The organism is Bacillus pumilus, from assembly GCF_003431975.1.
Lineage (GTDB): Bacteria > Bacillota > Bacilli > Bacillales > Bacillaceae > Bacillus > Bacillus pumilus_N.
Genome location: NZ_CP027116.1, coordinates 3,262,437 through 3,276,516 on the forward strand (window position 1 = coordinate 3,262,437; position 14,080 = coordinate 3,276,516).

13 protein-coding genes are annotated in these 14,080 nt (G+C 44.1%); all 13 read right to left on the reverse strand.

All coding sequences use genetic code 11. The features are described 5' to 3' along the window. Window positions 1-145 precede the first annotated feature (145 nt). The 13 genes from C5695_RS16950 to C5695_RS17010 all read right to left on the reverse strand — a co-directional run bounded on the left by C5695_RS16950 (window position 146) and on the right by C5695_RS17010 (window position 13,846). Window positions 146-1,324: a DegT/DnrJ/EryC1/StrS family aminotransferase gene (locus tag C5695_RS16950; RefSeq protein ID WP_117733177.1), complete on the reverse strand. Its 1,179-nt coding sequence runs from the start codon at window positions 1,322-1,324 to the stop codon at window positions 146-148. Continuing rightward, window positions 1,324-2,010: an acetyltransferase gene (locus C5695_RS16955; protein WP_117731795.1), complete on the reverse strand. Its 687-nt coding sequence runs from the start codon at window positions 2,008-2,010 to the stop codon at window positions 1,324-1,326. Before C5695_RS16955 ends, C5695_RS16950 begins: the two co-directional genes overlap by 1 nt. Further along, entirely contained in the window at window positions 1,973-2,566 is a 594-nt protein-coding gene (locus C5695_RS16960; protein WP_117731798.1) for a sugar transferase, read from the reverse strand. The genes C5695_RS16955 and C5695_RS16960 overlap by 38 nt, the downstream gene beginning before the upstream one ends. A gap of 20 nt (window positions 2,567-2,586) precedes the next feature. Beyond that, on the reverse strand, window positions 2,587-4,101 hold the full coding sequence (locus tag C5695_RS16965) for an MATE family efflux transporter (protein ID WP_117731800.1): 1,515 nt from the start codon (window positions 4,099-4,101) through the stop codon (window positions 2,587-2,589). A gap of 28 nt (window positions 4,102-4,129) precedes the next feature. Further along, window positions 4,130-5,158: a polysaccharide pyruvyl transferase family protein gene (locus C5695_RS16970; RefSeq protein ID WP_117731802.1), complete on the reverse strand. Its 1,029-nt coding sequence runs from the start codon at window positions 5,156-5,158 to the stop codon at window positions 4,130-4,132. Window positions 5,159-5,163: 5 nt separating this feature from the next. Further along, complete coding sequence (locus tag C5695_RS16975; protein ID WP_117731804.1) at window positions 5,164-6,186, reverse strand: glycosyltransferase family 2 protein; 1,023 nt, start codon at window positions 6,184-6,186, stop codon at window positions 5,164-5,166. A 27-nt stretch (window positions 6,187-6,213) separates the two neighbouring features. Beyond that, complete coding sequence (locus C5695_RS16980) at window positions 6,214-7,317, reverse strand: EpsG family protein (RefSeq protein WP_117731806.1); 1,104 nt, start codon at window positions 7,315-7,317, stop codon at window positions 6,214-6,216. A gap of 14 nt (window positions 7,318-7,331) precedes the next feature. Then, window positions 7,332-8,462: a glycosyltransferase family 1 protein gene (locus tag C5695_RS16985; protein WP_117731808.1), complete on the reverse strand. Its 1,131-nt coding sequence runs from the start codon at window positions 8,460-8,462 to the stop codon at window positions 7,332-7,334. Next, a complete protein-coding gene (locus C5695_RS16990; RefSeq protein ID WP_117731810.1) occupies window positions 8,455-9,294 on the reverse strand; it encodes a glycosyltransferase EpsE in 840 nt (279 codons plus the stop codon). The genes C5695_RS16985 and C5695_RS16990 overlap by 8 nt, the downstream gene beginning before the upstream one ends. A gap of 2 nt (window positions 9,295-9,296) precedes the next feature. Then, a complete protein-coding gene (locus C5695_RS16995; RefSeq protein WP_117731812.1) occupies window positions 9,297-10,436 on the reverse strand; it encodes a glycosyltransferase family 4 protein in 1,140 nt (379 codons plus the stop codon). After that, window positions 10,402-12,276, reverse strand: coding sequence for a polysaccharide biosynthesis protein (locus C5695_RS17000; protein WP_117731814.1), 1,875 nt, complete (start codon window positions 12,274-12,276; stop codon window positions 10,402-10,404). The genes C5695_RS16995 and C5695_RS17000 overlap by 35 nt, the downstream gene beginning before the upstream one ends. A gap of 165 nt (window positions 12,277-12,441) precedes the next feature. Continuing rightward, a complete protein-coding gene (locus C5695_RS17005) occupies window positions 12,442-13,125 on the reverse strand; it encodes a CpsD/CapB family tyrosine-protein kinase (RefSeq protein ID WP_117731817.1) in 684 nt (227 codons plus the stop codon). Beyond that, on the reverse strand, window positions 13,115-13,846 hold the full coding sequence (locus C5695_RS17010; protein ID WP_117731819.1) for a YveK family protein: 732 nt from the start codon (window positions 13,844-13,846) through the stop codon (window positions 13,115-13,117). The genes C5695_RS17005 and C5695_RS17010 overlap by 11 nt, the downstream gene beginning before the upstream one ends. Between the last annotated feature and the right edge of the window lie 234 nt (window positions 13,847-14,080).

The window sequence follows — 14,080 nt, forward strand, 5'->3', positions numbered from 1 at the left end:
TGCTCCTCCTAATTGATGCTGATAATCATTTTCATTGTAAGGAGGAACAACCCCGTTGTCAATAACATATTAAAAACGATATGACAACAAACAATCCTAATTATTCCATTAATTGATGAATTTGATAAAAAGAGAGGCAGGCTGCTTACGAGTGAGCAGCCTGTGAAGAGGTGAATGTTTTTTTTCGCAGGGCATGACGAAGTGTGTCAATAATACGATCCTGTTCTGCATTTGTCATGATTGTTCCAGAGGGGAGACAAAGGCCTGTTTCAAATAAACACTCAGAAACGGGCGTTCCTTTCGCCGCTGTATAAAAAGAGCAATCACGAAAGACCGGCTGCTGGTGTAGCGGCTTCCATACACGCCTTGCTTCGATCTGTTCATTTTCTAGTGCAGCAACGACGTCCACTGGAGACATTTGCATATCACGATCAATGGTCAATGTCGTCAGCCAGCGGTTTGACTTGGTGTTTGGATGTTCTGGCATCAATTGAATACTTTCTATTTCTGACATAGCGTCCTGATAGCGATTGAAAATGCGGCGTTTTTGTTCAACACGCTCGTCCAATACTTCCATTTGAGCAATCCCAACTCCCGCTAGCAGGTTGCTCATGCGGTAATTGTACCCCATCTCTTGATGCTCATAATGCATGGCGCGCTCTCTTGCCTGTGAAGCGAGAAAGCGGCAGCGCTCGATCGCTTCTTCATCATCACTCACAAGCATTCCGCCTCCTGACGTTGTAATGATCTTATTGCCATTAAATGAATAGACGCCGAACCTGCCCATTGAGCCGCTTTTCTTTCCTTTATAGAGTGCACCTAACGATTCTGCCGCATCCTCAATGACCGGGACATCATATGCTTCACACAATGCCATGATCTCGTCCATTTTTGCGCTTTGTCCATATAAATGTACGACAATGACTGCACGGGGTCTTTTTCCAAGCCGTTTTGATTCAACAAAGGCCTTCTCTAAAGCAAGCGGGCACATATTCCATGTATCCCTTTCAGAATCAATAAAAACGGGTGTGGCTTGTTCATATAAAATTGGATTTGCAGTTGCAACAAACGTAAGAGTGGAACAAAAGACAACGTCCCCTTTTTGAACACCTATCAGCTTTAAGGCGAGGTGAATGGCTGCTGTTCCAGAAGATAAAGCCGCTCCTGCATTCACTCCTGCATAGCCCGCAACTGCCTGCTCAAATTCATTCACAAGAGGTCCAAGCGGTGCAATCCAGTTGCTCTTGAAGGCTTCCTCTATTTTCAAATACTCTTTTCCGCTCATATGCGGGGGCGATAAGTAAATTCGTTTCCTTTCTTGCATCATTTCCCACCCTCTCTCCGATCTTTTATTTCCATCGCAGGAATGCCTACAGCGACTTTCTGATCGTGTATCTCTCGTGTCACTGCCGCCCCTGCCCCAATGATTGTCCAGCTTCCAATCGGTGTCCCAGGTATCACAACAGCACCTGCCCCGATATGGGCACCCTCCCGTACAGACACACAGCCAGTTAACACTGCTCCCGGTGACAGGTGCACAAACGATTCGAGTATACAGTCATGTTCTACGATAGATCCTGTATTGATAATCACATGTTCACCGATTGCGGCATCTGCTTGAACGACTGCCCTTGCCATCACGACAGTCCCCTTTCCAATCACCGCTGATGGACTTATCACCGACTCGGGATGGATGAGTGTGGCAAACGCGGTGTTTTCAAATGAGAGACGTTCCTTTACTAGCTGTCTGATCTCATTTTGTCCAATGGCAATCAGCCACTTCATATGAGGCATTGTTTTTCTCAGCTGTTCACTCATGGAAATCGGTCCATACAAAATACCGCTTTGAGTCACAGCTTCTTCAAATTGATCATCTAATACGGCACATAATGAGTATTCAGGGTGTGCAAAAATCACATCTTGAATGACTTTGCTATGTCCGCCAGCCCCAATTAAACCAATCGGCTGCTCTTTACATATCGGTTCCTTTGAATTTTTCAGCTGTGGCATGATGCGGCTGCTGCACCCCCTCTGTTTTGATCACTTTCAACAAGGTCATCCATAAAATTTTCATATCAAGCCAAAACGATTGATGCTCGACATACCAGAGGTCATAGGTGAATTTCTCCTCCCAGGAAATCGTGTTCCTGCCATTCACCTGTGCCCATCCCGTGATGCCCGGCTTCACAAGATGACGTCTTGCTTGTTCCTCTGTATACATCGGCAAATACTCCATCAAAAGCGGTCTTGGTCCAACGAGACTGAGCTCTCCTTTCAGGACATTGATTAGCTGGGGCAATTCATCAAGACTGAGCTTACGAATTAAGGCGCCGGTTTTTGTTAATCGCAGATGATCTGGCAGCAGCTCCCCATGTTCGTCTCGTTCATCGGTCATCGTCCGAAATTTATACAGCATAAATGGCTGGCCATACAGACCAGGGCGCTTCTGCCGAAACAACACAGGCGAGCCAATTTTCCACCGAATCAGTCCATAAATCAGAAGAAAAAGAAGGCTGCCTGCGATGAGCAGCGTCAATGACACCGCCACATCTATCATTCTTTTCATTATTAAACCTCCTTGTCTCACTAGCGGGAGACCGCTTGTTTTACCTTATGCACCAGCTGCTTCCGCTCTCGTTTTGTTCCTGCAAATTGATATAAATAGCCCAGATAGAGAATGAAACAAAACCCACTGATACAAAACAGCTCCCACCACGAAGTCACGTCATAAAGCGCCTGAATCCCTGTACAGACGCCCCAAATCATGAGCGCTCCTGCAAGTGGAACCAATGTATGCTTATAAAAGATGGTGCGTTTCTGATTCGTGATAGCGGCTGTATAAAATGGCAGAAACACGATATTTTTCATTAATAAAACAATCGCTCCTGCTGATGCAATGCCATATAAACCAAGCTGAAGCAGATGAGTCAATCCATAGGCAAAAAGCACGTTGGATACACCTAATATGAGCGTGACCACCGCTGGAACCTTCAATCGATTAAAAGCGGTCGGCACATATGTCAGCGGTAAAAACATCAAGGTTAAGCATAAATAAGCGGCATGTATCACGAGAAGCCACTTTAGCTCTTCAAAGGCAGGTCCAAGCCATAGAAGCATGAGCGGACCAGCGAGCCCTCCTAGTAGCGCGGCTGGGAATGCGACAAATAAGCCGCTCCACTTAATGGCGCTGGCTGCATATTGAATGAGTCCTTCCTTGTCCTGATTCGAGTAAAATTTCGTGATCGTTGGCGCAAATACAACCGCCAGTGTCCCTGCCAGTGTGCGTAATAATAATGGAAATTGTAATATGGCCGCATACTGTCCCGTCGCTTCCGCTCCAATAAGCAAGTTGGTCATCAATAAATCAATCTGCAAAAACAACAAAATCCCCATTTGCTCAAATGAATGCCAGACACCTGATCGAACAAGTGTGAGACTAGAAGATAACGAGACATGCCGCCACTTAAACGAAAACCAAGGGATGAGTTTTTTAAAATAATAGATACCCATTCCCACCGCCGCTAAGCTCCCTATCACGGCTGCAAGCGGAATATGCCAGATGGCGGGTGCTGTCCATGTAAACAGCATCACAATCATCAGCGCCCTCAAAAACATCTGAATGGCCTGACCAACACTAGATACATATAACTTATTCGCATAAAATGGTGCAGCCCCAATGCCGGACATCACAAAATTGAGCATAAATAAAAGACCTCCTAATATAAAGGCGGTCTGTGTATCCTGTGCAAGATGATCAGGCACATGAAGCCACTCAACCAGCTGGCGAGACATGAACAGACAAAGCAAAAAGAGACTAATCGATAAAAAAATGGAACTGACAAAATAAGATGAGAGATAGCGCTGCGCCTTCTCTATTTCCCCTTTATGAGCCGCCACAGAAAAAAAACGGACCACAACAGCACTTAACGAAGCCGTAATGACCGATAAGTAGTTGATCATATTTTGCGTCAGATGGATTAAGCCAAATGCTTCCACTCCAAGTGTATGAACGATGTATGGTGTTAAACAAACAGACATGAGCATCATCAAGACAAACGTCATGAGGTTTGCACTGGCATTGTAAACAAACGCTCGATTCATTGTATTTTCACGCAGCGTCTAAAAGCCTTCATCCAGCTTCCTCTCCCTTTTGACCGCTCGTTTTCATCAGCTGATCAATCGCTTTTTTTACAGCCGTCTCATTGGGTTCTGTTACTAGCGTCAAAAACGGAAGATCCGTGACCCATTCATACCCTTCCATCACCTTATGATCAAACGACCTGAGGACAACACATGGTGTATGTGTAATCGCGCAAAAGATCATGCCATGAAGCCGGTCTGTCACGACGACCTGCGCCTTCCTTAGCTCTGTCCATAAGGCAGATAATTCATCTAAACGGGTCGTTCGATCAACTCGTTTGCCAATTGTCGTTGTGATGAAACCGACTTGATCATACGACTCTTGAATATGCTGCTGCAGCTGCTGGCGCTTCTCCTTGGTGAGATAGGCTTCCTTATCCTCACGCAGACAAAGCAGAACCCCTTCACGTTTTTGTTCCTTTGATGATTCGTCTAATGTCAGCACCATATCAGGCTGTTTCCACACATGTTGATTAGGAAAGTGCTGCTTCATCCATGCATAGGTTGTTTGATCTCTTGCCATGAGAAGCAGTCTCGGATGGTGTTTGTATGTTTGAATGGCGCGGCGTTCCTCTCTTTTTCCCCTCTTCGTTTCTGTGAAATGGGCAGTGGCCGGCAGTTGAATGATCGGATAGGACTTGAAGGTCTTCATGATAAATTGTCTCGTCCATTCTTCATAACGGTATAAGTCCCCCATATTGCCCCCACCGATGATACAGACGATGTCTTCTGGGTGCCGCATACGCTTTAACGGACGGGCGAGGCGATAGATTTCTTTCATGTCCACTTCCATGATGTCATAGGCGGGAAAGTGCTTTTTAAAAAAACAATAACTCGCATACGCAATCGCATGATCCCCCAAATTATCATGCCCTGGCAGTAGCGTGAGAATGATTTTCTTCTGATGACTCAGCTCTGGCAGGCTTTGGCGGCTCATGCGATATTCAAGCGGATATTTGACCTTTAAGAGGAGCCACTCTGCGGCGTGCGCCTTCAATTGCTGTAATGTCAATCTCATCACCCCTATTTCCTTGTTTGATATTCGATCCATTTTTGATAGCTTGAAGCGGCGGCAGAAAGCGGATAAACCAGCCGACACTTCGCAAGGAATAAAATCATTCGCTTTCGAGCGGTGAGCCTCGATGACTCCACTTGTTTGACGGCATGCTGAAAAGCCTCGTGTGTCACCATTTCACGCATGTGATCAAGCTTTTCCTGAATAGAGAGGGCATTTTGGCTCTTCCATTCGTTGAGCATACAATGAAGCGTATGATTGACAATAAAAAAATCAAGTGCCTTCTCATACAAAGAGATGTCATCATATTCATTCAAAAATAAGCGCTGCGCATGATAAAAGGTCAGCCCATGATGAAAATACTGCTTCTGATAGCGCTGCACAATGGATGCAAGATGAACTCGGTAGTAATAAAGAGGTTCATGAACAAAGGCCATGCGGCGTGATAAAGAAAAACAGCGCAGCGTCACATATTGATCTTCTATGTTCTCAAGTTCACCCCGCAGTGGAAATCGAATATCGTGTTCCTCCATAAAGGCACGCCGATACAGCTTATTCCATGAAAATCCCGTGATCTCTCCGTGCAATAACGCTTTGATTAAGCTCGTTTTTTCGGCTGATCGCTCGGCTAACAGCTTCGTTGGAATCGTTCGTTTTGACTGTTCAAATTGAATCCAGTACTCACTGATCACAAGATCTGCGCCGGTCATTTCAGCTTTTTCATATAAGGCTTTGCAGTAATGAGGCGAGAGAATATCATCTGAATCAATAAAGGCGAGATACGTCCCTTTTGCTTCTTCGATGCCCCGGTTCCTCACTGCGCCTAACCCTTGATTGGTTTGATGAATCACCCGAAAGCGCTGATCTCTTGCAGCAAATGTCTCAAGCCATTCTCCACTGTGATCTGTAGATCCATCATTGATAAGAATGACCTCTATATCTGCAAAACTTTGATTTTCAATTGATTGAAGGCATTGCTCCACATATTGACTCGTATTGTAGACTGCGACCAATAGACTGATAGCTGGCATTACAACATGCCCCACCTTTCTCCAAATCTACTTTGTAAATATCGTCCTGTACGGTAAAACAGATGAATCGAATGGCATTAGCATGATGCTGTACAGAATATAGCAAACAGCAATCCCTACATAGATAAAAACATTAGACCGCTGATCAAAAATACGTGTGAAATATGGCAGTAAAATGAGCTGATACAAGCCAAAATAAATATGAAATCTTGCATAAATGACATCCTTTGTTGCCAGAATGCCAAACAAGAAACCGAGCAAACAAAAATTCACCACATAATCACTCTCAGGCGTCAGCTCACGAAGTCGTTTTCGATAAAGGAAAGCTAGCAAAAGCGGCAAAATCAACACACCGATTTTTGTCACATTCATTCCATTTGTATTCGTTGTGAGCCATTCCTCATAATGTCCATATGAGCTTCCTTGCAGCATCACGACAAACACGGAAACAAAGCGGTCATAAAGAGCGGTAAGCCCTAAGAAGATCATGCATAAAAACATCATCATCCAAGACCAAGCCTTTGTTCTCACGATAAAGTACACAGGAATCATGATGAGAGCCGATGAATGAAACAATGAACACACGAGAACGAGCGGAAAATACAATTTCCACTGACCATTGATCACAAGACGGATGGCATAAAAGAGAATCGCCGCCACCATATACTGACGCATGCCATTAAACGAAGCGTAATAATGAAAAGTGCCGAGAAAAAGCAGCATACTCAGCTCAAAGGGGCGTCCGTATTGAATGAGCGTCTTGATGATAAAAAAATAGGTGATCGCCCCAACCGAGATATACATGATTTGCGGATCATGGGACAGTTGATTAAGCATCCATAAAATAAACGTAAACCCTGGATCGGTAGCGGCTTTCTCCACTCCAAATCCGAAGATATGCCAAGGTTTTTCATAATTGACGGAGAACTCATACATCTGTCCATATGTGACAAAATCGGTTCCTACTTTGTACCGAATACCAGCGACAATACAAAGAAACAAAAACGGAAAAAACACGAGAATCTTGTTTGGTCGCCATCCGCTTTGAATGGTATCATCACGCCTGCCGTAAAATGCAGCAAAGCTCGACCATAAATAGACCATGATCATGTTCACCAAATAAACCGCCATCTGCTATTCCTTCCTTAAAGTCCATATCCATTCATCACACGTGTGATGTTCTGTTTCACATCAAATCCTCTTTGCTCAAGCTGGGACGTAATGGTCTCTTGACGTGGCGGTTCTGCATGATACGCTTCAAGAACTGCCTTCATCCATTCATGCGCAGAGTCCCGGAGTGACATTCTTTTCACAAGCCCGCAGCCTAAATCCACTTCCTCTGTAATATGATCTGAAATCACACAAGGCAGCCCAGATGCCTGTGCTTCCACTAATACAAGCGGAAGACCTTCAAACAAGGAAGGCATCACAAATACGTCAAATGCTTTCATATACTTTGGTACGTCTGATACGACGCCTGTAAAGACGATATCCTCTAACAACCCTGCCTTCTCCGCATACGATTCAACCAACTGCCTCAGCGGTCCATCCCCAACGAGAACTAGTTGAAATGACACTCCCTGCTTCTTTAATGTCTGTGCTAGCTCCATAAAAAAGACGTGATTTTTTTGCTCATGAAACCGCCCAATATGACCAATGATCATTTTCTTTTCGTGAAGACCTAGCTGCTTTTTGATCTCCATTTTTTCGTCTGGATCAGGCTGAAAGAAAAGGGATAGATCAATCCCATTCGGAAGCAGCTCAACTTGTCCATTCTGCATTTTTTTCTGTCCAAATAAAAAAGCACCGGCATCCTCGCCGCATGCAACAAGCTGTGTAGAAAACGCAAAGATCAGCTGCCTAAACCCTTTGAGCATCATATGATCAACCCAGTTGGGCGACTGTTTCCAAGCTGTATTATGCGAATGACAAATGCGCACCTTCACACCCGCCAGTTTCGCAGCAACTGCACAGAAGCCTGTTTGAAAATCTGTATGAGCATGCACTGCTTGATAGGGTCCCGTTCGCTTGATCGTCTTTGTCAGATTTTTCACAAAAGCCAAAGGAGAGGACGTTCCAATGCTTGGGACGTAAAAGATTCGTCCACCTAGCCTCTGAATCTCCTCATCATAATCACAGACATCCTCGCGGTGGGAAATGAAATCAAATTGAAGGACATTTCGATCGAGTGCACGATAAATGTTCATGATCATCGTTTCAGCTCCGCCGCGGTTCATCCCGCCTACAATATGGAGTACACGCTTTGGCTCACTCATCCCGTATCGTCCTCCTTTTCAACAAAGACGTCTCCAGCTTTCGGCGATGATAAAATTTCATGACCTTCGGTGATAAACAGGCACGGATGACCGGTTTTATTGCAAATAGATAATCAACCGGCGACAATTTTAATAACCAGCATGCTTTTAAAACGAGCCAGGCATTATCTATGGAATATTGAAACTTACGGCGCTGAAAAGCAGCTTCATCCTCTCTCACAAGGTATAACGGCTCTTGTAAATTAAAGCCTTTCTTCCCTGCCGCAAAAAAGCGGATCCAAAGATCGATATCCTCCATCCGCCTCGTTGCTTTCACAGAGCGATATCCATTTAACGCCTTGTATGAAGCAGCTCTCATCATAATGGTTCCATGACAAAAAGGAGTCCCTCTTGCCAGCACCTTCCGATCAGGCTCTGACATCAGTGCACGTATCCCTTTTGTTCCCGTTTCATCAAACACCGTCATCGCCGTACCGACCACATCATATTCCGGATATGATTCAAGGAAATGCACCTGTTTTTCTAAACGAACAGGCACTGATATATCGTCGCCATCCTGCCTTGCAATCAAGTCTCCCTTCGCTTCAGCTAGACAGCGATTCAGACTGGCAGCGAGCCTTTGATTTTGCTCATTACGGATAAGTCGAATTCTTTCAGGCGCTCGCTCGGTATAAGACAGCACTTTTTCATAGGTGCCGTCTGTTGATGCATCATCACATATGATGAGCTCCCAATTTTCATACGTTTGATGAAGAATGGATTCAATGCTTTCTTCTACTGTATCTTGGCAATTGTAGACACCCATGATGATAGACACCTTTGGCTTACGCATGCTCACATCACCTTCTCTGCTTGATCCATATAGATTGTATAAATTTCTTCCATCGCACTCATCGTCTGCTCCTGTGCAAATGCATGCGCCATGGAGCGGCCCGATTTTCCCATGAGGGGCAGCTGGTTCTTTTTGTGATAGAGCTGATGCAAATAGTCAGCCAAGCCATTCACATCATGCGGTTTGACTAAAAAACCATTGATGCCATGTTTGATCAACTCACAGTGTCCTCTATTCTCCGTTGCAATGACTGGCTTCTCCGCTGACATTGCTTCAAGCAAATTCATACCGAGCCCTTCTCTCAGACTAGTGGACACACATACATCACTCATATGCATCCATTCTTCAATTTGTTTGCAAAAACCAGCAAAGTGGACATGCTTTTCAAGATCGAGCCCGTAAACCAGCTTTTCATACATCGGCCTCATTGTTCCCTCCCCGGCAAACACGATCTTCACATTCGGTATTTTCCTATACAGCTGTGCACATGCTTTGATGAGCATCCCTTGGTTTTTATTCGTATTTAATTCGCCAGCACACAGCACAATAAAATCTTTTTTAGAAAAGCCATAGACTGTGCGAAGACGCTGTTTCTCTTTCTCATCAACCGGTGCAAATCGGTTCATATCCACACCCATACCGGGGACATAATAGACAGATGCCCGTTCTTTTGATAGACGATCTGCTCTTTTAAAATCCTCTCCATTAATAGTGATCAGAGCGTCTGTATGGCGGGCGAGCCATCGCTCAATTGGATAATAGAGCAGCCAGTTTTGAAGCGGTGCCCCACGCCAAAAGTGAAAGCCATGTGCCGTGTAAAGAACCTTCGTCCCTTTTTTGCGCGCGCTTTTGGCGGCAAGCCTGCCGATGACACTTCCCATTGGTGTGTGACAATGGATGAAGTCATAGTGCTCTTTCGCTAGCAGCTTCTTCAGCTCGACATATGCAAACCGGTTGTGCATATGAAAAGGAGAGCGCTGAATCGGAATCGAATGTGCTTGATCCACATAGGGCAGCTCAATCTGACCATTTGCCGCTGTATGCACTTCCCATCCTTGTTCCTGAAACCACCGGAAATACGGAAGGTGAAATGCCTTAAAATGATAGTCAACCGTTGCGCAAAACAAGACTTTTTTCTTCATTGGCAAGTGCTTCCCCCTCTCTGGTCATCTGTTCAGGTAACAAATCATGCGACTCAATGGCAGCAAACAAAGCCTCTCTCATTTGCTCTTCACTCATCATGTCAAATTCATGGATAAAGCGGTTCAGCACATATGGATCACCATCCAGCGCGTGCCCGATATGAATTTTCGGGAAAATTTGCTCCTGTGCTTTTTCATGTTGATTGAGTAATTCCTCATACATTTTCTCTCCAGGACGAATGCCTGTGAATGTGATTGGAATTTGGTCTGTGGTGTAGCCTGAGAGGTGAATGAGGTTTTCTGCGAGGTCAACAATTTTCACTGGTTCCCCCATATCTAATACAAAAATCTGTCTTCCTTCTGCCAGTGCACCCGCCTGAATCACAAGCCTTGATGCTTCCGGGATGGTCATAAAATACCTTGTCATGGCTGGATGTGTAACCGTCACCGGTCCCCCTTGTTCAATCTGCTTCTTAAAAATAGGGATGACGCTTCCCCTGCTTCCGAGTACATTTCCAAATCGAACCGCGACAAATTTTGTTTCACTGCTTGCCCCCATTTGCATGATCAGCATTTCAGCAAACCGTTTTGTTGCGCCCATCACATTAGCAGGATTGACCGCTTTGTCAGATGAAATGAGGACGAATGTTTCAATGCTATGCTCATGGGCAGCCTCTGCGACATTTTTCGTCCCAATAATATTGTTCTTCACTGCTTCTTTTGGACTAATCTCCATGAGCGGAACATGCTTATGTGCCGCAGCATGATAAATCATATCCGGCTGAAACTGACCGACGATTTCACTCATTTTTTGTTTATCTTGGATATCCGCAATTTGTGGATAGAGACTGATGCTGTCTCCATACGCTTCTTTCAGCTCTAGTAAAATAGAATGAATGCTAAATTCCCCATGTCCCACAAGCACAATTGCTTGAGGCGCAAACACACAAATTTGACGACAGATTTCTGACCCAATCGATCCGCCTGCTCCTGTGACCATGATCGTTTTCCCCTTTAAATGGACAGATAGACGGCTTGAATCTAATTGAATCGGTTCTCTTCCTAGTAAATCCTCTGGCTGTACATCACGTAATTGATTCAGCGCATGGGTTCCTTTTAAAATCTGTTCCATCTCCGGCATGATCTGTGTTTTGACCCCAGTCGCTACACATTCCTTATACAGCCCTTTTAACGTATGGCTGCTTTTAGACGGAATGGCGATGATGATCTTTTGAATATCCATCATCACAACAGCTGTTTGAATCTGTTCTTTTCCCCCTAGAACTGGCAATCCCATGATTTCAAGCTTGTGCTTCGTCTTGTCATCATCTATGAAGGCGACTGGCTCAATATGTATATCAGTCGATTGCTGAAGCTGACGTACGATGATCGTCCCCGCCGATCCTGCGCCAATGATTAAGGCACGCTCCTTTTCTACCTGCAGCCGCTTTGCTCCATCATGGAATAGCCGAGATGCCATTCGAGATGCACCGATGAATAATACATGAAAAAGCCACACGATGAACAAAAACCGAAAGGGCCATGTCTGCACGAAAAAGTACAGCATTGCCATTGAAAATAAAAAAGAACACACAAAGGTCTTCATTAAAGAAAATAGCTCTCTTACCCCTGTATAAGCCCATACTTGCTTGTACACATGAAAAATATACGAAAACAAATGGTGCCCAATGAGCAAACTGAGCGAAGAAATGACGAGCATTTCAAATGTATAGACAGTTAACGCCGCTTCTTGGACAAATTGAAAGCCAAAAAAGACAGCTACTAAAATGAGATATGAATCTAGTGCCACGATGATTGATAATCTTTGGGCGTAAGTCAACGCTCCTCCCCCTTTTTAAAGCATCACTATTCTTACGTAAAATGGGCATCAAACCCGTCCTCACATCCCACTATTGATGACGCGCATCTAAGGCATTTGTCATGCCCACAGCAGGATCGAGTGCCTCCATTGTTAAAGATTAGGAGACATCACCTATCAATCTTTTTAATACATATACAGCCTTCCTTTTTTCTCTTTCTTGCCATTCAGCATAGCCCCTAGCAGTTTACCTGTTGTCCCTTCTAACACTTCTTTTGATTTCTTCACAGCCGCTATCTTTGTTTTGCCGCTTAAAACCACAAGAATGCTTCCATCTGTCCGGTTCGCCAAGATCTTTGCATCAGCCACTGGCAGAAGCGGCGTAGAATCAACAATCACCATGTCGTATTGCTGTTCAATCTCGTAAAATAGCTGCTTCATGACAGAAGAGGAAAGCAGCTCAGCCGGATTCGGCGGAATGGTGCCGCTCGGAAGCAGCTCTAAATGCTCAATGGGTGTAGGTAAGATCGCTTCCTCCAAGCTGCAATTATTTAAGAGCACATTGGTCAAGCCCGTATGAGGACTCAGGTCAAAATATTCATGAACAGCCGGCTTTCGCAAATCAGCATCCATGAGCAGCACTCGCTTTTTCTGCTGTGCAAAAACAGCTGCTAAGTTTGCAGCCGTAAACGATTTCCCTTCCTTTGGCAAAGAGGATGTCACCAATATAGATTTCAGCCTCGTTTGAATCGACGTGAATTCAATGTTTGTTCGGATGGTACGGAATTGTTCTGCAATGACAGAGTGAGGATTTAATACAGAAATACAGGATAAATCTCTCTTTTCTCTTTTCTTCCTCTTAAAGATCAATGTTCTGTCCTCCCGTTATGACGGACTGCTTGTCTTTTTTGGCCCTCCTATCTGCCTGCATTTGATAGACACTGCCTAGCGACGGCAATCCGATCTCTTCTCTTATTTGATGTGTTCGTTTTACAGTATCATCGAGTAAATTCATTAAGAAAATGAGTGTCATTCCTCCTAATAAAGAGGCGCCTAATGCCAGAACGATATGAACGAATTTCCTTGAATTCATGAGAATCGTATTAGACAGCTTGGCTTCAGACAAAACATTAATGCGATCCATATTCATCGTTTTTTTGATTTCTTCTTGCAGTACCTCTGTTGCGGTATTTGCAATTGCGACTGCCTTTGCGCGATCCTCATCTTGTACAGAAATATTGATGACCTCAGACTCATTTTCTGTACTTGTGGCAATTTTGTGTTTTAATCCTTCAGCTGATTCTGTGAGGTTGAGTGTTTCCTTTACTTTTTCAATGACGATCGGACTTTTTAATAGAACTTGAAAGGTACGTGTATATTGAAGGTTCATCTGAATATCGTTTAAATTCGCTTGTGCGTCATTGCTGCGTTTATGAACAAGAATTTGAGTGGTTGCCTGATATACAGGAGTCGAGACATAGAACTGATAGTAGGCTGAAATGCCCGTTACGATCAGGACAATCAGGATCAGAAGGGCCATTTTCTCTTTAATAACAGAAAATAGCTGCTTAAAACCTATATTCTCATTCATAGATACCTCCCGATTTCATTATAAAAAGGTTATATATGGTTTCTTTTTGTTAATGATTGGATTATAAAAGATAATACCCGCAAAGAAAAATGTCATAATAGGTCTTATAGTTCTTTTTAAAGAACGAAATCGTTCGTTTTCTTTTGTTTACTTCCTGTTTCTTACGTTTTTGAATTTTATAAAGAACAATTTATTTCTTATAATGAACGAAAAAGTCACAGTACGATTCGCCAG